Annotated in this window: 15 protein-coding genes; all 15 read right to left on the minus strand. The window is 47.4% G+C overall.

The features are described from left to right. Window positions 1-15: 15 nt before the first annotated feature. Window positions 16-657: a protein kinase domain-containing protein gene (locus tag Q8W40_RS15045; protein WP_305398328.1), complete on the minus strand. Its 642-nt coding sequence runs from the start codon at window positions 655-657 to the stop codon at window positions 16-18. Window positions 658-665: 8 nt separating this feature from the next. After that, window positions 666-4,124: a type VI secretion system membrane subunit TssM gene (tssM, locus tag Q8W40_RS15050; RefSeq protein ID WP_305398330.1), complete on the minus strand. Its 3,459-nt coding sequence runs from the start codon at window positions 4,122-4,124 to the stop codon at window positions 666-668. A 1-nt stretch (window position 4,125) separates the two neighbouring features. Further along, window positions 4,126-5,268, minus strand: a complete 1,143-nt coding sequence (gene icmH / locus Q8W40_RS15055; RefSeq protein WP_305398331.1) for a type IVB secretion system protein IcmH/DotU — start codon at window positions 5,266-5,268, stop codon at window positions 4,126-4,128. 7 nt (window positions 5,269-5,275) lie between these two features. Continuing rightward, window positions 5,276-6,592 carry a type VI secretion system baseplate subunit TssK gene (tssK, locus tag Q8W40_RS15060; RefSeq protein ID WP_305398332.1) on the minus strand — a complete coding sequence of 439 codons (1,317 nt, stop codon included), beginning with the start codon at window positions 6,590-6,592 and terminating at the stop codon, window positions 5,276-5,278. Next, a complete protein-coding gene (gene tssJ / locus Q8W40_RS15065) occupies window positions 6,592-7,062 on the minus strand; it encodes a type VI secretion system lipoprotein TssJ (protein ID WP_126607380.1) in 471 nt (156 codons plus the stop codon). Before tssJ ends, tssK begins: the two co-directional genes overlap by 1 nt. Beyond that, complete coding sequence (locus Q8W40_RS15070) at window positions 7,062-8,015, minus strand: type VI secretion system-associated FHA domain protein (protein ID WP_305398335.1); 954 nt, start codon at window positions 8,013-8,015, stop codon at window positions 7,062-7,064. The genes tssJ and Q8W40_RS15070 overlap by 1 nt, the downstream gene beginning before the upstream one ends. A gap of 33 nt (window positions 8,016-8,048) precedes the next feature. Further along, window positions 8,049-8,744: a transporter substrate-binding domain-containing protein gene (locus Q8W40_RS15075; RefSeq protein WP_305398336.1), complete on the minus strand. Its 696-nt coding sequence runs from the start codon at window positions 8,742-8,744 to the stop codon at window positions 8,049-8,051. Further along, complete coding sequence (locus Q8W40_RS15080; protein ID WP_305398337.1) at window positions 8,741-9,880, minus strand: ABC transporter substrate binding protein; 1,140 nt, start codon at window positions 9,878-9,880, stop codon at window positions 8,741-8,743. Before Q8W40_RS15080 ends, Q8W40_RS15075 begins: the two co-directional genes overlap by 4 nt. Continuing rightward, window positions 9,877-12,075 carry an MFS transporter gene (locus Q8W40_RS15085; RefSeq protein WP_305398339.1) on the minus strand — a complete coding sequence of 733 codons (2,199 nt, stop codon included), beginning with the start codon at window positions 12,073-12,075 and terminating at the stop codon, window positions 9,877-9,879. Before Q8W40_RS15085 ends, Q8W40_RS15080 begins: the two co-directional genes overlap by 4 nt. Window positions 12,076-12,084: 9 nt before the next feature. After that, entirely contained in the window at window positions 12,085-13,239 is a 1,155-nt protein-coding gene (locus tag Q8W40_RS15090) for a D-alanine--D-alanine ligase family protein (protein ID WP_305398340.1), read from the minus strand. Between the two features lie 165 nt (window positions 13,240-13,404). Then, window positions 13,405-16,011 carry a type VI secretion system ATPase TssH gene (tssH, locus tag Q8W40_RS15095; RefSeq protein WP_305398341.1) on the minus strand — a complete coding sequence of 869 codons (2,607 nt, stop codon included), beginning with the start codon at window positions 16,009-16,011 and terminating at the stop codon, window positions 13,405-13,407. A gap of 8 nt (window positions 16,012-16,019) precedes the next feature. After that, window positions 16,020-17,003 carry a type VI secretion system baseplate subunit TssG gene (gene tssG, locus Q8W40_RS15100; RefSeq protein WP_101111589.1) on the minus strand — a complete coding sequence of 328 codons (984 nt, stop codon included), beginning with the start codon at window positions 17,001-17,003 and terminating at the stop codon, window positions 16,020-16,022. Further along, window positions 16,985-18,766, minus strand: a complete 1,782-nt coding sequence (gene tssF, locus Q8W40_RS15105; RefSeq protein WP_305398342.1) for a type VI secretion system baseplate subunit TssF — start codon at window positions 18,764-18,766, stop codon at window positions 16,985-16,987. Before tssF ends, tssG begins: the two co-directional genes overlap by 19 nt. Continuing rightward, on the minus strand, window positions 18,759-19,175 hold the full coding sequence (tssE, locus tag Q8W40_RS15110) for a type VI secretion system baseplate subunit TssE (protein WP_305398343.1): 417 nt from the start codon (window positions 19,173-19,175) through the stop codon (window positions 18,759-18,761). The genes tssF and tssE overlap by 8 nt, the downstream gene beginning before the upstream one ends. Next, entirely contained in the window at window positions 19,172-20,527 is a 1,356-nt protein-coding gene (locus Q8W40_RS15115; protein ID WP_305398346.1) for a type VI secretion system contractile sheath domain-containing protein, read from the minus strand. Before Q8W40_RS15115 ends, tssE begins: the two co-directional genes overlap by 4 nt. Window positions 20,528-20,568 lie beyond the last annotated feature (41 nt).

Below are 20,568 nucleotides of genomic sequence, written 5' to 3' on the forward strand. Positions count from 1 at the left end.
AGGCTTTCCTGTTGTTTAAACCTCAACGCTTAAGGCATCTCGCCATGTATAAAGCGTTGAGCGTATTGAGTCGTCACGTGCTACCGACATGACCTGATCGATGATTTGAAGTAACGGAAACCAGTCATCTCCCGTATCCACTAGCCCTTCTCCACTCAATTGATTGGGCGATGCAAACATTGGGGTTGCCTGCCAATCAGTAAGTGCTTCCCGAGAAGTTCCAATGCGATGACTGGCCCCGAAATCAATCAATCGAATTGTTCTTAAATTAGGGACATAAAGTATGTTGGAAGGCTTAATGTCACCATGAACCCAGCCGTTTTTATGGCAGTGTTTGATTGCCTGAATTACGTGTGATAGTAACGACGTAAACAGCGCCACATCCTGCGGGTTAAAGTCACTCAGAGGTATAGCGCGTTGATCAAACTCCAGCATAAGCTGCAGGTTCAACCAATCCACATCCAGTACCTTTTGAATTTGACTGCCTCTGCATTCCTGAAGAGCAGTCCATTCACGCTCAAGTGGCTCTTTTTTCTCAAATTGCTTGATGTAGCGATCCGGTGACTCACCAATTGTCACTAACTGGTGAGCTTTAACTCGCGTGACTAATTCTCGACCACGTGATGTATTCATCGGATTCACTACACCGTCTAACATGCCTTTTCCTATAACTGCCTAGGCAAAGTAAATTGAACAAACAAAGACTTATCCAACGGTTGGTTGGAGTCGCGCAGCGTGTAGTCCAATACAATGTTGCTCTGGTTTATTTTGTAATCCAGTTTGCGAATCAAGCGGCTGGCTGTCGAACTGCTACGGTTCGAAAAAATGGCTCGGAACAGCGCCCACTGACCAGTAAAGGACTGCGACACCGCTCGGTTTTTACCGTTATAGAATTCCGTGCTGAGGTAACCGTCCACATCAGAGGTTGGCCATATCACGTCACGCCATACTCGCGGACCATGTTTATAGCTAAACAGGCTTTCTGCTTCCCTTAACTGGAATTCCGTGACATTGGTGCTCATTGAACTCGCTTTGAAGCCAATTCTCAGTGCGAGCTCTTCTCCAGAGGAACCGAAGAAGATCTTACTGAGCTTCCTTGCACGTTCGAGTTGCTTACGCGTATTTACGCTGATAGGAAGGGTAAGACCACCCACTTCGTTGAATTTCAAGCGGTCGTTATCCCAATAAACAAACGGTTTTAGATACTCATCGACATAAAGTTCAAGACGGCCACTGGTTTTAAAGAATTGAGTAAAGTCATCCAAACTCACTTCACCACGCCCATGTTGAGCAAATGGGAAGCGACCCTCAATGGCAGACACATAAAACTGGTAAACACGCTCGTCCCACTGAATATTCAGATAAGACACGCTGCCACGAACGACTTGCCCCCACGCTTGCTTACTCAGATCTTTCGTCCAAGAGGCCACCTTGCTTGGCGCTTTGCTGCCCGCTTTTCGAAAATTCACAATGGGGTCTGCACTACCCTGAGCATGCGCAATAGCATAAGCGTGGAAGGATTTCCCCGGATTGGTGCTAGACAGTGCGGCGTCAAAGAACGAGTTCAGCTCATCCACCTGAGCAATCAAAGCGTCGATCGGCTTGTCATTTCCTTTATCTTTACCGCTGCCATTTACAAAACGAGAGAAAGGCAGAAACGCTTCATTCACGACGAAAGAAGGTTGTAATCTCAGCAGCTTATCACCCACAGCTCGGTTTACTTTGTTGGCTTTATTTAGCGCCTTTTTGGCTTTTTTGAGACCAAGTTGACCAGCGACGCGTTTTTGTCCCTTGGTGTCAGGCTGCTCAGCGACAGCCAATGTGGTGTTAACCACCACAGCGTCTAACACGTCCAACAGCGGACTGGTTGCAGGCGCACGAGCATTTCTGAGAGCAAAGCTTAGATCAGATGCATTATTGAACTGCTTAACCTGAATGTTATTAACCAGATCCTTCCACTGATAAATGTAATCCGCGAAGTATAGGCGCTGCACTTGCTTACTCAATTCCGTAAGCTCAACCACCGATGCACCAGACATATCACCCTGAATCGCCTTAAACTCGCTCATTAGGGTATTCAAGAGCTCAGATTTAGCGCTCAAATCAATCTGTGCGTAGCCTTGCTTAGTGAAGACTTCAGGGATCAAATAACCGTGAAAGTCACTGGAAAACTCAAATAGGCTGTCAAATTTTTCACCCAGTTGACTGCGCAAATCCACTTGAGTGCGGTATTCAGGCATGGCTTTGATACGCGCGTAGATCAAGCGCTCTGGCGATAAACCTTCTAGGTTATTGGTCGCCACGGCAATCAGATCTAGGTTGGGTTGAAGTTGGTTGTCATAATTACCGTTGAATACATCTTCAATTAGCAGCGACAAAACGGACAGCTCGTCCGGAGATAATTCCCCCTGGTCCTTTAAGTTGTCTAATAAGTAGGTTTGCAGCTCCTCAAAGTTAAGCTGTTCCTTATCAAACAACATCTGGTAGTAGCGAAGAATTTCAAAAATCCTGCTTGGATTTCCCAAATTCACGTAAACGTACAATTCACTGCTGATCAGTTCTTCAAGTTTGGGCAGTAAGATTTGATGCAACTGCCTTTCATAGGCGAGGTAGACGCTCTCTGCGGTATTCGTCTGTTTCACACTGACCATTTCATGCCAAGGTCTAGGCTGTACCCCTTCAACAACAACACTTTCCAACTCAGATAGCACCGCGATCATCTCGGACATAGAGTAATCATTACTCAGCTCATTGATGCCACTTTTGTAGAAGCGAATCTGCGCCAACGCTGCTGTACGCCAATCTTCATCAACGTTCCAGTTATCTTTTAACTTGAGTCCAGCAATGGAAATCAGCGCCACAATAGAGACTAATACCGCAGAGCGAAACGCAAAATAACCAGCATGACGCCACTCATTAACGCCCACAATGTTCTTCTCAGGAAGAATGACTTTGTTGAACAAGCGTTGAGTAAAGTAACCTCGGCGGTTTGGCTGTTGGTCTTCATGCCTAACTGAGTTAAATTCGGCGCGCTGCGCAACTACTTGCGTCAGTAAATCGTGTTCAACGCCTTTTTGCCCTGAGGACATCATATAAGCGCCACGAATCCATACCGCTTCTCGAACGCGATTCTCGCGACCGATATCGGTCAGTAATTCGTTGACTCGCTCTAAAAAAATTCGAAGCTGATAAGGCCATGCGATGATCGAACCCGATTTTTCGCTGTTCACGTTTCGAAGCAACTCGAATTGCTGCTCCGCGATAGACTGAATCAATTTATAGCTTTCTGCTTCGAATTGATGCTTGTCGTAGCGACGCAATTGATCGCATTCGAAGGTAATGCCGAATGGGTTCTCAGAATCACACGCCGTGAAACTTTCAAAGAAGCCAGTGAAGTCCGCAATGGTGTCTGCTTTGGAAAATGCAGCATATACAGGTAAGTTGAGATCCAGCTCTCCCCCCATTGACAGCACGGCTTCCTGATAAATGCCCGAAAGCTTGGCTCGTTCTTTTTTGTCACCGGTCATGAGTCGATCACAACCGATCACCGCAACAATACCGTTTAAGCCTTGTCTTGGACGGTACTTAAGAAATTGCTTTGCCAGTACTTTCCAAAGTGCTTCGTCGATACCCTCGCTGTCAAATATCCTATGGCCGACCTCCACCACAACAGCATTATCATTGCTCCAGAAACGCAAGTACTGTTCGGTATCACTTTCGTCTAGGTAGCGATCGTTAACAGGTTCAAACCCGTTTTGCAGTAAAATAGCGCTTTTAGCGTCTTTTTCACCACCAACAACCAAATACCAAGGTAAGTTGTATAAGCTCTCTAGTTTGTTGCGCCCCTGTCCCAGAATTTTCTTGGTCGCGACGCGGAACAATTGTTGAATAACTCGCGTATCTTGCTTAAGCAGAACTTCAAGATCGTGCTCTTCCGATTCCGCTTGGCTAAGGTTGCGTTGTTTCCACCACCAAAGTGCAGTGAAGATTAGGATAATGCTCGTTAGGCCGGTCGCTACCCACTTCAACCAAGTAGGTTTCCCTTCGGGTAAATACACCCAAAGTGTTATGCTTCCTACAATGGCAGCGATGGCTAAGACAATGGAAAAAATCTTTTTAAACATCTTACTTCTGCGCTCTTCTTATCGTGGCGTTTAGTCCAAAACGTACATTCAGTTCGTTTTTCAGTTTTCGAATTTCGCTCAAGTCATCGCCCGCATGAATGTATAACTCAACACCATGATCCGACTCACGAGTGAACGACTCGTAACCGGCTTGATTAAGCTCTGAAGACAAGCGAGTAGCATCTCTAGAACGAGAGAAAACGGCCAGAACAATTTCCCATTGCTGAGCAACCACTTTGCCCTGCATCCCCGTTATCTCTTCAAGGTTTTCTTCCTCTCGACCCAGATCTTCATCCGTACTTAGGTAAAGCAGTTCACCGCTGGTTTTCTTTAAGCTCACACCAGACATATCGATGGCGCCGAATTGTGCCAATAGCGGCTGAGATCGACTGTGATACCAATACTCGGTAAAACCATATCCAGTGGCGAGAATCAAAAACGTCAGTCCCAACGTTTTTCCCATGCTGATCATCAGCCAAGGTTGTTTCCCTTCAATCAATTTAGGGGTTTGCGGGACTGGCAAAGCGCTTTCATTGCGATAGCGACGAATCAGCCCGTAAGCGCGGGAAGTAATGTCATGCAATTGACTTTCATCTTCATGGCGAAAACGCCCCTTGAAGCCAAGGGTCAGCAACACGTACTGAAGCTCAATGAAGTCCGAAAGTTTGCTTGGCTGCTGGCAAGCTTTCTCAAGCAAGATGAAAAAGGCTTCGCCGCCGTTGCGTTGTAAAAAAACCTTGCTCAAAAGCGAATAATTTTCCCAGCGAGCACGCTCTCCCCATGAGGTGTAGAGCACCGCTTCATCAAAGGCGGCACACAACACGAAACAACTTTTTTCGATAACATTGGGGTGATAATCCAAGTGCAAACCGCGTAAACGGAAGGCTTCAATCGCATCCAGCAATTGTTGGCGAAAGCGGTTAATATCGCGTGGCGCACCTTGGCGCTTGATCGTAACCAAAATACCCAACAGTTCCGTTGCCGCGTTCATCAGCGGACTGCCGTATACCGTTAGGTTTTCAATTAACTGCTCGGTACCCGACGTGTCCGCTTTCGGGCTCAGATTACTCCGCTCTTTACTTTGTGTATTCGCTGCTTGGCGATGAATTTGAACCGTGGGTTCTTCGTTAAATAGTCCTGCCATTGCCTACCTACCTGATCACATGAAAGTCAACGTGGATATCGTCGATTCTTTCATCGATATGAAGGGCAATCGCTTCGTCTCGTTTCACCAAGGCTTGCCATAAGTCCGACTTAGTATCGATTTCGAAGTACGCCGCATCATTCAGCGATTTCAGCTCTGATGGCGCATAAGGCAAATGGCGCAGTGGTACGCCAGATAAAGCGTTACGCACTAGTCCTGCTATATCACCGTTGCCAGCAAGTTTCGCTGCACGTGGGAACTCTTCGCTCAGGCGCGTTGCACCCATCGACGAAGACACCACCAGCACAAAACGGCCTTGGTTGTACAAACTACGGTCATCGACCAAAGTGCGGAGCAAACGGCGGCTCGTAAACAATTGTCGGTCCCACTTGAGAGTAGAAACGTTATCGATTTGAACTTCACGTAACAACACCAGTAACTCTGCAAACACTGAAGAGAAAATGCTGTAGAGATCGTTTTGGTTCCAAGCAGGGAAAGACTTCGGCATTTTGCCTTCTAAGCCTTGCATTTGACCCGCCATCGAAACACATTCGAGGTATAGATGACGCGTCAGAAAGGTGTTATCGAGGTTCCATTGCTCTAATTTCGGCATCCATGCGCCCATGACTTGTAGCCATAGGTAATCTCGCATTAAAGACTGATAACTTTTGCTGCTGGTTTCGGCTTGCAGTCGTGCATGGATCGCACGCGATCGATACTGCACTTGCGCAAACACATCCGCCACCGAATCGGTAAGATAGCTAGACACACCAAAATGCAGACTCTGAGGGATAAAAGCCTGATTGAGGATAACTGCACCTTCAGATTTGTGTTCACTGATTTCCGCCACGGCAATTAGAATAAAGTCTTTCAGTTCATCGCCTTCGAGTTTTAGCTGAATGTTCATTTGCGCCAGCTCAAGTTGCACTGGGTCACTGTGCTCGCGGCTGGTGTCGTAAACGGGGTGTTCATTGGCACTGTGTCTTAAACGTACATCTTCACCAACGTCAATGGTCCCCGGTCTTGAAACTGGTAAAGCGAGATACACTTTTTTATGGCTGGTGTTTTTAGGCACATCGATAACAAGTGCCTGTTCGATTTCAAACGGTGTCCCGTCAGGGAAAATGCCTTTCGCTCGGCGTACTGACACCTTACCAATGCTTAGCATGGTTCGATCCAACTCAAGATGAGTTAAACCGTAAGAGTTAGGGCTGATCTGTCCGACAAATTCGCGAGTAAAATGCTCAACGTAGCGTTCTTGTTGTTGAAAATGTTGTGGGGAAAGGAACATACCTTCGCTCCAAACCACTTTATTATTATCCATTATTTTTCTTCTTCTCCCGACACGGACAGGTTGATGCCATCCACTTCAATATTGATTGCTACTGAATTGAAAACCACAGGTTCGTAGATCACTTTATTCTTAGCTTCTCGGTAATCGGCAAATCCAGCTATTACCCCAATGAACTTCACACCAGTTCCTAGCGGGATCACTTCTTGACGTGTTTCTCCGGGTAACAAACTTGGTAACTGACGAGCCAAAGCCAATTCCGCTTTCAATACGCCCTGCTCATCGTTGAAAATTTGAATAAAGTCGGCTTGCTCAAACGCATTGCTGTTGGTCAGCTGATAAATACGCAGCTCAACTGGGGAGGGTTTCCCCTCTACATTGGGATTGATGTTGGAAGCAGCAGTGATGTTGATGATCAGCTTTGGTTCCACCAACTCGTCACTCCATAAACTGCACCCAGAAAGCAACAGTAATAAGCTCAATACGCAGATACGTCGAAACATCACTTCTCCCCTTCTAAATTACGCTGCAAGCGCATCGCGTCGCGGAAGTACGCTTGAAACTTCACCTGCCAATCTCGGTTTTCAACCTGTCTGGTGAAATAACGCTTGTACATATCCCAGTACTTCGGTTTACGAGACCAAAATCCACTTCCAGACAAGTCATCGAACATCGACTCCATCGTTTTTGGCGAAATATCAGAAAACAAACGGGTTAACGCCATTTCCATTGCTTTGTCTGTGCGCTCCTGCAAACGCTGCTCTTGGCTTTGTCGTTCTGCCATGGCAAACGCTGTGGACTGAGCCACCGTGTTGATATCGTTGTTTGTTGTTGGCTGAGTCGCTGCCACTTCTCGCAATGGAAACGACGCATGAAGGTCACTGTCTTTTAGTGGATCCTCATCGTCTGTCTGGAATTCGAGGTTCAAATACGTTTGCTGCGTTTGCTTTGTGGTATCCGTGTGCAAAAACGGATCATCATCCACCACATCCAGCGTCGAAATAGTGAAATCGGGCTGGTCGGATACCTCAGGAACATCCTGAATAAATGGCGTAATTTCATTGCTGAATGGGTCATCACCAAACGGCGAGGCGGCAAGGTTTTCCGAACCGCTTTGTGCTTTCGCTTGATCCGGTACAAAACACGAAACAAGCAATCGGTAACGACCGATGTCTAACACGTCACCATCGCTCAATGTCGATTGATTACCGTTACCTAAAGGCACATCAGAACCATTGATAAATAAGCCATTGGTGCTGTTGTCTGCGATTTGATATCCGCGTGAAGTCTTACGAACGATGGCGTGCGTACCTGAAATTTCTCGGCTCGCGTCGCTCAATTGCAATGTCGCACCAAAGGCACGACCAATGTCCCCACCTTCTTCAGGAAATGCCTGATTCCACTGAGCAATGCTTTCACCATCTGGAGAGCTAATAATTCTAATTGATAGAGGCATTTGACTGACCTTCAATAAATTCGATAGTTGGAATTAACGGCACTGAGAAATAGCGTCATTAAACTCGTTAAGAAAATTGGGATACTTCTTCGTAAACGCTTTCGAGAAATACACGCCCAAGGGTTGAGATTTCACCCTCGTACGAGATATCGCTCGGTAGCTGATACCCATTTTCTTAATGGTTTCGTCGATCACCGCGTCGTTACCCAAAATTGCGCCAACTTCTCCGCCGAGCATCAATTCAATCAGGGCTTTTGGTGTTCTTGGCTTCTTACTCACGCGGTAACCATTTTTATGTAGCCAAAACCATTTGTTCGAACCAAACAGTGCCGCAACTTCGACCTGTGATTTGAACGTGATGTTGTTCATTTCCGCTGAGTCCGACAGAGAGAACCAACTCCAGTTTTGCTCATCTAGCGGAGCAGAATATTCCGCATACTCATCGCGTTTGCTGTTATGAGATGCGAGGAAAAACCCGTGTTGGGAGCCCACCTCTGTCATGAGCTGAGCGCGATCCCATTTGGTCATGGTGAGCTGGTAAGGTTGGTCCATTACCCGCATCACGCATTTCACTTTGTCGATACCCGGACCTTTCATTTCACCCTTTTCTTGGTATTGATAAGGGAACCACTCTTGGGTCGCCAATAGCAGTCTCTCTGGGCGATTAAACGCCAATGCTGACTCACTGACCCCAGCACTAATCATAGCTATAAAAAGAATTCGAATCATGGCTCGTTGTGCTCCATGCTCATGCCAGAAGAACGCACAACGTTGCCATCTCGTGCGTAAATATCACTGGCCATTTCAATCAAAACAAAAGGCACTTGTGTGTTCACTCGCTCAGCTTGCTTGAAGCTAATGGAAATATCGGGAGGCGAGAGAACCCCAATAGGTAAGGAAGCTGGCGCAATGCCTGATTTTAGAATGTCGAGACCGTATAACGCGGCTTGGTGAGCGTTGTTATCAAACCCAACCCCCACCGACATCAAAGCACTTTGCGCAGTGCCGTTAACCGCGTCTGGAACCGCCGTCAATAGAGGTAAAAATTCCGAGTAAATATTAATTTCATCAATACGATTCAGTAGACTAGAGCTCCCCGTCAACCAAAGCAGAGAACTACTCAGAGATTTATCATCGACCTTCATGGCGTTTACTTGTTCTCGCATAACACGACCAAGCGAACGCTCTGGTTCGCGTTCATCCACCTCAATCGGAAAAATGCGAATACCCTGTTTTTCCGCTTCGTTTTTTAAAGGGAGATACTGAGTCAGATAGGCACTGGTGTTTGACTTGGCATACAGCACACCAATTTGCGTCAAGTCGGGGCGGAATCGGCGCAAGAAGCTCAAGGTGACGCCCGCTGGCAAATTCAGCGATGTATAAGCGAAGTTGTTGCCACTCGTTTGATAGTTGTCCGTCAATCCCATCAACACCGGATCTTTGGCGTTCACAGACACAACTGGCAGCTTACCCCCAGAATAGGTTTTATGGAGTAACACAGTGGCACGAGATCCCACGGTGTAAATAAGGCTGGCTTCTTTTTCTGCTCGTAGGGACCAGGCTCTTAGACCGGCTATTGTGTTAGGCAGAAGGAAAACACGAAATGACACGCTAGGCATTTCGCGGCGGTACACTTTAAGAATCGTCGACAACGCCACATCATAAGAATCGGCTTTTCGAGAGACCAGTACCCAAACCACAGGGTGTTCACCACGCGGCGAAAACAAAACGTCCGAGTCATTGGCGTTAATTTCCCATTGAGCACGCTTTTCCTTTTTTAAATGATCACCTAACCATTCAGGCCATTCTGCATGGCTCATTGGCGATAGCAGTACGTTGACCAAAAGCAAAATTATACGAATCATACGACTGCTTCCTGTTTTGGTTCACGATCAAATATCCACATGAGGAAACCAGCTACGGTAAAGAAGGCAGAAAGCGCAAAGAAGGCGTATTCATTACCCAAACGAGTAAGCAAAATCCCAACGACTATCGAGCCCAAAACATGTCCCAATCGCTCTAGAAAACGATAGGTCGATGCCACAGAATTGGCATTCGCACCTTGTGTTGTGGTCACAACGTGTGTCACTACAGGCGCGTTAATGAGACCATGGGAAACGCCCATAACCAGCATCGCCGCCGTCGCGGTCAACACTAAATAAGTGACATCCTCAAATAAGAAGGCGACAGAGAGCACGCCCAAAGACATTGCTGCCACTAAGCTCCCAAGACAAAGCGCCCATTTGGCTGAACCGATTCGGTCGATCATTGGGGACACTTTTCCACTGATGAACAAAACAGAGAACGCATAAGCCATTAGCACCTGACCGATGCTTTCACGCTCAACACCAGCATTGGAAAGCAGGATGGGCACAGCAAAAAAGACCACGCCCGTGAGCATCATCTTGGTGGGAATACCAACCAGTAACATGGTGCGCATAAAAGCAGGTACACGCATCAATGCAGCGGAGTCTTTTAACATCATGGTTAAATTCTCTTTCAATGATCCAGAGTTGCTGCCTTGAGGCACCATCGAAGGCAGAGAAAGACTGAAGAGATACATAAGGCCACCCACTAATACAGACAGCATAAAGATGCCCTGTACACCAACCGTATCAGCCAAAAGTGCGCCAATCGCGGCACCGGAAATAAAGCCCGCATTGAAGCAGAAGACAATGATTCCAGCAGCCTGGGTTTTATTCGATTGGTCACTGCAACGCAGAATATAGCCTTGCACTGCGATGAAGATCGTCGCTTGCCCAACACCAGAGATGAAACGCGCCACCAATACAGTAATTAGTTGAGAGTCGTAGGCGAGTAATAAACACCCTGCAGAAGAGAGTAAGACCCCCACACCCAGTACCTTGCGAATGTCGTAGACTTCCACTAGTCGAGACACTGGTAGTAAGGTCGCGGCAAAGCCCACGAAATACAGGGTAAAGAAGTAAGACGACCAGCTTTCGCTTGCACCGCTCTCTATCGCGACCTGAGTCAAGTATTGTGGTAACACAGGTGCCATCAAAGACTCCATCAGTACGGTCACCAACAGCAACGGTTTAATTTGCGCGAGCACCGTATCGTTCTTAGGTTGCTGCCCCGAATGGCTAAGCAGTCGGATAAAGGCGAAGCAAATAAAGGCGCACCCAGCGAACAAAATCGCAAAATTCTTTAAGGTACGTACCAACTGCGCCAACAACGCCTTTGGGTAAAACGCGACGGTGACTTGATTGCCTTTGGCATCCCCGACGAGAAACTCCGCCATGTTCTCAACCGACATACCTTTACCATTCGCGCTGCTTTTAGCGATCTCCTCTGTACCTTGAGAAACCGAAATAGAAGACACTTCCGGGTTAGAATGGCGAAAACTGCCCAGCATTTCGCTTATACCACTCACCTGATGGTGGCTGATACCGGCGTTCAAAACAGGAGCCAAGCGCTGAGTCACAATGTTTGCCATTGAACTGGCTTTGTTTTCCAAACCAGATTTGTACAACGCTCCAACCATCAAAAAAACACTTGCCGACATCGCAAGGAACACCCCACCGAACGCGGTGAAGTAGGTTTTCGGATTTTCGCTGCGCAGGACAAAGAACACGAACACCGCGGTCAGTACGATCACCAATACCATCATGGGCTGAAAGCGTGCATTTATGGTTTTTTCAATCTCGTGATCGCTGAGCAGCACTTCCAGTGCCCCGACCTGAGTAAACTTGTTACTTAGAGGAATGGTCACTAGGCTGCCCACAAAACGCTCGTCGGTGTAGCGATATAGCTCCTGTTGACCGGAAATTACCCGAATATCGACCACCGAGGAATCGGCTTTAGCAATGGGTGAAAGCACCTTTTCCAGACCGGCGATGTCTTGCAACGGTACCCCCGAACTCAGTACCTGTTCGATACCAATTCGCGCGGCCTCCGTCTGAGCCAGAACCGCATCGCGGCTCTGTTGTTGGTAACTTTTCAGCGCTTGCGCGTAACCCACGACGAAGATCAGCGTTAGCGACAAAATAACCAGTAATGCGCCAAGTAACAGGCGACTATATTGCTTAAACGTATTCAACGAAAACTCCTAGCTCGTACTCAGTGCGTCGAATTGTTCGTTCAAGCAATGAGCGACAGCCATTGGTCGCTTTTGTTTAAGGAAAGACAATCGGTTAAACACCAAAGATTGCACTAAATCGGTGTAATCCATGCCTTCACGCGCCAAGTCATGGCACACCAAGCTGATTTTCTCGCCTTCTGGTCGCTTCAGATCTGGCTTAGGGTTGGTTTCGAGTACATACAAATTGCCCTCTTTGTCCATGCGAAGATCCACACGAACCAAGGTTTGCAAACCCAGCTGGCGGTAAATTTTCTGCCCAATGTCGGCCAGTTCGCCACGCAGCTTTTCGTCGTTGACCGCCACTAGGCGATCTTGAGTGATGGGCTTTACATCCATCGACGTAAAAATGGGTTCATCTTCGTCAAGAACACGTTCCGTAATGGAGAACGCCATTGGCGTTTCAGACTGTGTGAGTTTTCCTTCTTTAAAGACGTATTCACCGGCAACAGCCACGACAAACTCACGCCCGCCTAGGAACGGTTCGATCATCACGGTATTGCCCGTCGCTTGGCGCACTTTTTCTACAGTCGCAGCAAGATCATTGCGCTCAAAAACCGGATAAACGTGTATAGACGCACGACCGGACACTGGTTTCACAATGAACCCTTCGTTGAATATTGCTTCAATTTCATCGATCGCACCTTGCTTCACCGCATCATCGAAACACTCATCGATACCAATCGTCACAAATGGAGCCGTAGGCAGACCTGCAGCTTTAATTTCATGTTTGAACAGGTGTTTGTTATCCAGAATACCTGCCGTCATTGGGGAGTGGCCGACGTATGGCACACCTAACATTTCAAGGGTGGAAGGAAGGTGACACATGGAGTCAAACCCTTGCAGCCCGCCGCTGTTGGTGATGACTAATTCGGTCCCTTTTTCTCTAAGTTGCTGTGCCAAATTAAGGTCTTCGGCAAACACTTCCACATCTTGGAAACCCGACTCACGCAGGGCGTTCGCAATATCATGCGCAACAGGCGCGTACGTTTTAGTCGAGCGAGGGCTCAAGTTTTCAAAAATATAACTGCCCTCCTGACCTTTATCCCCACCGTGAATCACGGCGACTTTTAAGTTCTGGCGAATCCATTCCAGTTGCGGCTTAGAAAAAACTGAATGCGTCATCTGTTTATACTCATGGTGTTGTGTTGCTAAAAAGGCGCTTCAAATGGCAACCCGGCAGCAATCAATGTTTAAAAAAGTAAATAATTAAAGTAATCGTTATTGTTATAAGTGGGCAGACATACTGCCCATTCGCACCGAGATCTCACGCCTCGTTATCATTTGTTTTTATTGGATTTTAATCACAAAAAGGCCGTTTTCAGTGTGTACCTTGACCGCTTCTACAGGTTTGCTTTCACTCATGCGAACAATGCACTGGTTTGCCAGTTCTGGCATTAGTTGACGATTGATCAACTGCTCAACGGCACGGGCACCGGTTTCAGGTGAATCATTCATGTTTACCAGCAGTTCAATGACATCTGGGTGATAGTCAAAACTTGCCCCATAGTGCAACTGAACGCGCTTACGAATGCGATTCAGTGACAGCTCGGCGATTTTGCCCAATTCTTCATCATTCAATGGGAAATACGGCACGATAGTCGCCCGCCCAAGGAAAGCAGGTTTAAAGTGATTCTGAAGCTCTGGGAAAATAGTTTGTGTAAGCGCAGGAACATCAGGTCGACCGTTTGTACAAGCATTCACCACCGCACCATCAGCGGCGTTCGACGTCATGATGATGATGGTGTTGCGAAAATCGATGTTTCGCCCCTCACTGTCAGAAATCGAGCCTTTATCAAAGATCTGATAAAAGATGTCGTGCACGCCCGGGTGCGCTTTTTCCATTTCATCCAAAAGAAGAACCGAATATGGGTTTTTGCGCACCGCTTCGGTTAGCACGCCACCTTTTCCATATCCGACATAGCCCGCTGGTGAGCCCAGTAACATCGAGACTTTGTGCTCTTCTTTGAATTCCGTCATGTTGATGGTGGTAATATTGCGTTCACCGCCGTAAAGCAGATCCGTTAGCGCCAACGCTGTTTCGGTTTTACCCACACCACTAGGACCACACATGAGGAAAACACCGACAGGTTTACGTGGGTCTGTTAAACCAGCGCGAGAAAGACGAATCGCTTGAGAAAGTTCCGCAATCGGAGTGACTTGCCCTATCACTCGCTCACCGATATGAGACTCTAGGTGCATCAGTCTTTCCACTTCTTGGCTCAACATATTGCCAACAGGAATACCCGTCCAAAGTGCTACTACGTCAGCGATGGTTTGCTCTGTCACCTGAGCCAGTACTAATGGTTGCTCACCCTGCTTGTCACGCAGTACCTGCATTTTCTCTGCAAGCTGTGCTTTGGCTTCAAGGGAGGTGATTGAACCTTTTTCTTTAAGCTCTTCATCCAACTGGATTTGCAGTGCAATGATCTCATCCACTAGCATGCGTTCTTCGTTCCAACGCAGTTCAATCGACTGATGTTCTGCTTCAAGAGACGCCAAACGCTGTTTCGCTTCTTCCAAACGTTCGCTTTCAACCGACCACAACGCCGACTCGTGAATCAAGGTATCGATTTCGTTATTGGCGTAGCGAATCTGCTCTGCGATCGCTTCCATTTGGCGAGGTGCTGCGCTTTGGCTCAAACCAATGCGAGAACACGCCGTGTCCAATAGGCTAATCGCCTTATCAGGTAGCTTACGTTCTGGTAGATAACGAATGGAAAGAGAGACCGCTGCATCAATTGCTTCTTGCATCACTTTTACGTTGTGATGCTTTTCCAAGCTACGCTTAACGCCACGAAGCATGTGGATCGCGTCTTCTTCGTTGGGCTCATCCACCGACACCACTTGGAAACGACGAGTCAACGCAGCATCTGATTCAAAGTATTGCTTGTATTCCGCCCATGTAGTTGCGGCAAGAGAGCGAAACTCACCTCGCGCCAACGCTGGTTTTAGAATATTTGCCGCATCGTTTTGACCGGCAGTACCACCCGCACCGATCAACGTATGTGCTTCATCAATAAACATGATGATGGGTGTCGATGATTGTTTGATCTCGTTGATCACATCTTTCAAGCGATTTTCAAATTCGCCTTTAATGCTCGCCCCCGCTTGCAGAAGAGAGAGATCCAAACTGCGAAGCTCAACGTTCATCAAAGCCGGCGGTACATTACCGTTCACGATCTCTTGAGCCAAACCCTCTACTATCGCAGTTTTGCCCACACCAGGGTCGCCCACCAAGATCGGGCTGTTTTGCCGACGTCGACATAAAATGTCGATGGATTTACGAATCTCCTCACCTCTCCCAGTAATTGGGTCGAGCTTGCCACTGCGTGCGGCTTCCGTTAAGTTTTGCGAGTACTTGTCCAAAGCTGGCGTGGCGGAATCACCACTGGCTGCGACCATGCTCTCGGCAGGTTGCGTCGATTGGCTGGGTGTATTGACCGCCAAAGACTGACTGCGCAACCATTCAGAAGACAATACGGACACCCACTGACTAAGTACGCCATTGTAAGCACTCTGACCAACACGCTGTTTCAGCACCATTAATACGTGAAATTCATTAACCACCGATTGCTGATTATTCAGTGACGCGATCATCCAAGCATCTTTGAGTAATTCGACTAACTCCGGCGACAACGAAGGCGACACGTCGGTACCACGAGGCAAGCTTGCTAGGTGGTTATTGCAACGCTCGATCAACGTCTCTTTAGCTAAAGACGCTTGTTGCATTGCAGCATCCCAACCTTTCGATTGTTGCAGCAACTGAAAAAACCAGTGTTCAGGCTCAATAGAGAAATGAACTCGGTTGACGCATTCCCCAGCAGCAGATTCCAGAGCACTTTTCAGCGAAGGGGTCAGCCTTTTGACCAAGCTTTGCAATTCAATATTAATCATTCTTTTTCCTAACTTTTCGTCAGTGGCATTTCTACAAACTGTTGGCTATTGGATTGGTTGTTCATCCATGCGGACTGCCCAATTCTTAGCCCACTTTTATGGCTACCAGAGAGCTTTAATCTCGGCAAATATTGGCTGTTTACCTTCATGTAAAGGGCATACTTGGTGTTTACCCCCATGTAACTACGAACCATGTGGTCCACAGCATGAATCATTTTTTTGTCGCTACGGATCCTCAGGTAGTGCGAGTAATCTTTCGGACAGATTTTGATATTCAGTTTTTGACCGATCATTGGCGTTGATTTGCCCGCTAACGCGCCCATCCCTAATTGTTGATTCTTCCCAGATTGCCCAAGCTGAGTCAGTGAACATGGCGTTAATGGCAGATATTCCAAACCACTACGCTCGACTTCAAATTGAGCTTCGAAGTAATCTTCCAGCATGGCTTTAAGTGCTAAAGGGCAAGTCAACTTAAGCCCCAATAATCCTGTGTACTGCACCAAGTGAGATTCGGGCATCGGCGCAACTTCACCCGATTGCCCCGCAAGGCTCGATAGCATCTCGGTGATGGACTGACGGTGACGATTCCAGTGGAATGTTTCTTCTTCCATCTGGTAGGTCAGCTCATGTTTTTGTTTAGTTTCGCAGTACAGTCGGTAGTAGCGGTTATTGAACGTATCGAAGAAATCGAGCGGCGCTTCATCGCCTTGTTCAAATCGCGCCTTCAATGCTTGGTTATACATTGCGCGAGGCATGGTTCCCGCATTGCCAGACAAAGACGCCACCGAGGTTTTTAAGGTGTACGCGCCATTTCTCTCTGAGGACACTTGCGAAACTTCCGATTTATAGTAGGCAGGAAGAATCTCTGCGCTAAAATTCACCGCAGGTCGTTGACCATTCGTGTGAGCTTGATGCTTGAAGATTTGCCACGCTTTTTCTAATTGCCCTTCAAACGTCCCCTGAGACAAGCGAATTACAGCAGACTCTTGCACCCAGTTCTCCTTGGGAAAGAGAGGTAAACCCCATCCTGCCCTTCAAGATAAATATCCACTTGCGTAAAGCTGTTGAAGCCAGCGAAATAGGCAAAGAAGTAATCCAGCAAATACCCAAACATTGAGATACCGCCATTGACGTTTGCGGCATCGAGTGTGATGGATATTTTGGTGCCATAGGCAAAACACGTTTTGCCAGAAACGCGGATCGGAGCCACGACTTGCTCTTGCTCAATCTTGTGCAATGACTCGATGTAAACATGGTTCTGCACCGCTTGATTGTGGTTGTAGAGCTCGAATACATTCTTAAGCGTTGCTATTGGGTTATCTGTCCCCAAAATAGCGTGATAATTGAAATGTAAGTGGCACAGCAGCGCCCACACATTTTTATTGGTGTCTCGGCTGCGCACCGGCAGCGTTGGTCGACGTAATAGCGTCATAGATGCAGGGATGGTCAGAGAATCACGACAACTGATTTGGCTGGTAACGGGCAATGAACCAGCACGGACGCCATCGCTCGCGGTCGTTGTAACAGACCAAATACGAGGCTCAGAGGTCGCACTCACGTGATCTAAATCCGCCACTTTCAGACTGCTGCTCAATACGCCTCTTTCATGAGTATTTTGTACCAACTGCCAGCGAAGCGCGCATTCTGCATCATTGTATTTTTCACCGTAGATCTGCGACACCGAGAAGGGTTCACCTTCCGTGACATCCAAGACGTCATCAACGGAAAAGACTTCAAGGTCACTGCCTTGCCCAGAATCCAGATGGATCGGGTACTGCTTCTGACTGAAATCAATTTGGACTGGCTCCGACACCTTGCTTTGCAAGTTGACTAAAGGTGTACAAAACAAAGAAAAATGATGAGCTTGCAGGCTACGCGCCATATCAACACTCACCTCATTCAAGAAAATTTGAATGCGAAATTGAGACCCCGTGGTTTTACTGATCACGTTACCCAGATCCAAGGTGAATCCTTGGAAGCGCTCAGAGAACATAAAGAACTCGGTCAGCAATTTAAAGCCGCCAAAACTCGCGGCTTGATAGGGCAATATGGTGTCTTCTGCGTCAAACCCTATAGGCTGCATCGCAGATTGACCCAGCGTGAAGCAGGTGTCGTTGTTGCAAACACACACCTGAGCAATTCCTTGCGCTATCACGTCATACAAACGCAACGCAAAGTGGCTTTCGCCTTTGAGGTGCAATTTCAAGCGATCGATGCCCAACTCACTTAATTCGATGCCTTCGTCTGTAGCATCAATCGTCAGTTCTAACATCGCTTTTGCGCTTTCAGCGCCAGCGGGTTTGGCCATATCAAAAGGAGCAAACAGCACCTCGGCAGACGTGACCGTGATTGGGAACAGATCCAAGTCTTCCGTGGTACGAAATACGACAGGTTCATCTGATCCGTCAGAAACATCGAATTCAGTACCTTTTGGAATGCAGTGCTTTGCGTTGGCATCCTCTGCGATATCAAAATCCAGCATACTGTAGGATGGAACCGGTTTGAGGTAATGCGGGAACAACAAGTTAACCAAGCTTTCCGTCAGCTCTGGGTAGGATTCATCCAAGCGCTGCTGGAGCTTACCGTTCATTAAGGCGACGCTTTCAATCAAACGCGCAACTTGCGGATCGTCGATACTGTCTTTTCGAATCCCCAAAGCATGCGCCGCGCCCGGATGACGCTCCGTGAATTGAGAGGCTTCGGAGCGTATAAAACGCAGTTCCTGTTCAAAATAGGAAAGCAAAGAATCAGACAAAATTCGACTTCCTTACATCAAGTTTGTTACTGCTGAGATCCAGAAAAGAATCCAGCACAATGGCTTCATCGCCCAGATCTGAATGCACAACGGCAGAAAGACGAAAGCTCAGTTGGTTATCGCCTACTTTGCCTTCTTGCACCTCAATCTCAACTTGGGTTAGACGTGGCTCGTAGAAACGGATTAGATTTTCGACCTCGGCGACGATCTCGTCAGTATTGCTCTTGCTTTGAGCTCTCGCGATGTTGTGCATGCCCAGCTCAACAATGGTACCTTCACTGATCGAAATACTGTTGGACCACAAAGGGGCACGGCTTGAAATTAAGCCACAAACGTTATCGATGATGGCATCACGCACACTGTCGATATCGTCGCTCCAACTTTGTGTCAATTTCGACATTAAGCTCATTGGGTTTCTCCGATATCGGTGCCTAATACAGAGGTCGTGAGCACTACTTTGGCGTCCATCATTTCGTACTGATATTGAGGCTGTAGCATTATTTCGCATAGGTAACGTGTGTTATCGTGCGGCGCTTCTTCAATGCGCACATAACACGAACGTAAGGGGTAACGTGCAAGAACAGTATCTTCGCCGTAACTCACGTTACTGATGAATTGGTCTAACCAACGCTCTAAGCTGCGACGGCAACTTTCCGCGCTGTCGTATCGACCGACCTGATCGCGAATCTGCGCTTTGATGTAGTGACCAAAGCGGCACGCCATTAAGTTGGTTTGCAGCATGCCAAGCTGACGACGAGATTCATCCGTCGCTTGCCAAACCGACTGGTTACTGAAAAAACCTTTGTGATTGCTAAGGTAAAGGCTAGTTAATGGCATGAAGCCTTGTGATGACCAAAAGCCATCATCTTCACTGAATAAGTCGACTTTGGTGCGAATATCAATAGAGTTTTGAACAACTGCGCCATACGCTCCTGATTCATCATAAGAACGAAGAAAACCAAACCAGCTAATGCGATCGAATTCGCGCATCACATTACCGACCATGAGGTACGCACTGTTTCCCCAGAGCGCATTTTTTTCTTGTTTCTTTTCACTGAACACAAACCCCGCAAGGTATTGATGATACGGCTGACGCATAAGATATTCAGGCATCACCAAATGAAGAAAGCGAGAGGCGCTTTTTTCTCTCAATAACTGCCATGACAAAAAATCGCGGCTACTTAGGATACGATCGATACGTGCGCAATCGTGGAGTTGCCTGCGAGGTTCGTCGCCGAAAAAGAATTCATCAACACCTAAAACCATCGGGCAAAATGACATTTCCCCTAGCTCAGAAAGCAGTTGAAGGGTGTAAAGATCGTCGTAATCCAGATCATCGCTATAATCAGCCGAGGCTTTGTGATCAACCATCACAAGCCCAAAAGGCGTACCACCAGCGGTATCGAACTCTTTTGAGTACAGTTTCCTGTATAGGGAGGACTGCTTTAAGTCGAACGAGTAGTTGAGGTCGGCAGAGACCATACTCCAGCTCAGATCTAGCAATTTGATTTTGACTCGCCGCTGCGAAACCTGGATTTCAGTCAGCGACTTAAGCCCTGTCCAAGACGATTCCAATTGCTTGAATTGGTTGTGCTGAACCACTTCAGAAAGCTGATCGCTGATGCGGTTATCCAGTTCAGCCATTAAACGGGTAAGCAAAGCTTTAAATTGAACCGTCGACTGAGCTTTGGCGTACCCGAGCAGCTCCTGCCAAGCAGGGTTGTCGAAAAGCGTACGGTTGATGTCAGTGTTTGGATTCATTAACGACTCAATTCAAAACATTCGGGGACAATGTCCCCGAA

Origin of the sequence: Vibrio penaeicida, assembly GCF_030689305.1 — a bacterium.
Taxonomy (GTDB): Bacteria; Pseudomonadota; Gammaproteobacteria; order Enterobacterales; family Vibrionaceae; genus Vibrio; species Vibrio penaeicida_B.

What these genes read in the sequence shown, in the direction of transcription:
- Q8W40_RS15045 (WP_305398328.1), bottom strand. Translation starts at nt 657, where the DNA reads ATGTTAGACGGTGTAGTGAATCCGATGAATACATCACGTGGTCGAGAA.
- tssM (WP_305398330.1), bottom strand. Translation starts at nt 4,124, where the DNA reads ATGTTTAAAAAGATTTTTTCCATTGTCTTAGCCATCGCTGCCATTGTA.
- icmH (WP_305398331.1), bottom strand. Translation starts at nt 5,268, where the DNA reads ATGGCAGGACTATTTAACGAAGAACCCACGGTTCAAATTCATCGCCAA.
- tssK (WP_305398332.1), bottom strand. Translation starts at nt 6,592, where the DNA reads ATGGATAATAATAAAGTGGTTTGGAGCGAAGGTATGTTCCTTTCCCCA.
- tssJ (WP_126607380.1), bottom strand. Translation starts at nt 7,062, where the DNA reads ATGTTTCGACGTATCTGCGTATTGAGCTTATTACTGTTGCTTTCTGGG.
- Q8W40_RS15070 (WP_305398335.1), bottom strand. Translation starts at nt 8,015, where the DNA reads ATGCCTCTATCAATTAGAATTATTAGCTCTCCAGATGGTGAAAGCATT.
- Q8W40_RS15075 (WP_305398336.1), bottom strand. Translation starts at nt 8,744, where the DNA reads ATGATTCGAATTCTTTTTATAGCTATGATTAGTGCTGGGGTCAGTGAG.
- Q8W40_RS15080 (WP_305398337.1), bottom strand. Translation starts at nt 9,880, where the DNA reads ATGATTCGTATAATTTTGCTTTTGGTCAACGTACTGCTATCGCCAATG.
- Q8W40_RS15090 (WP_305398340.1), bottom strand. Translation starts at nt 13,239, where the DNA reads ATGACGCATTCAGTTTTTTCTAAGCCGCAACTGGAATGGATTCGCCAG.
- tssH (WP_305398341.1), bottom strand. Translation starts at nt 16,011, where the DNA reads ATGATTAATATTGAATTGCAAAGCTTGGTCAAAAGGCTGACCCCTTCG.
- tssE (WP_305398343.1), bottom strand. Translation starts at nt 19,175, where the DNA reads ATGAGCTTAATGTCGAAATTGACACAAAGTTGGAGCGACGATATCGAC.
- Q8W40_RS15115 (WP_305398346.1), bottom strand. Translation starts at nt 20,527, where the DNA reads ATGAATCCAAACACTGACATCAACCGTACGCTTTTCGACAACCCTGCT.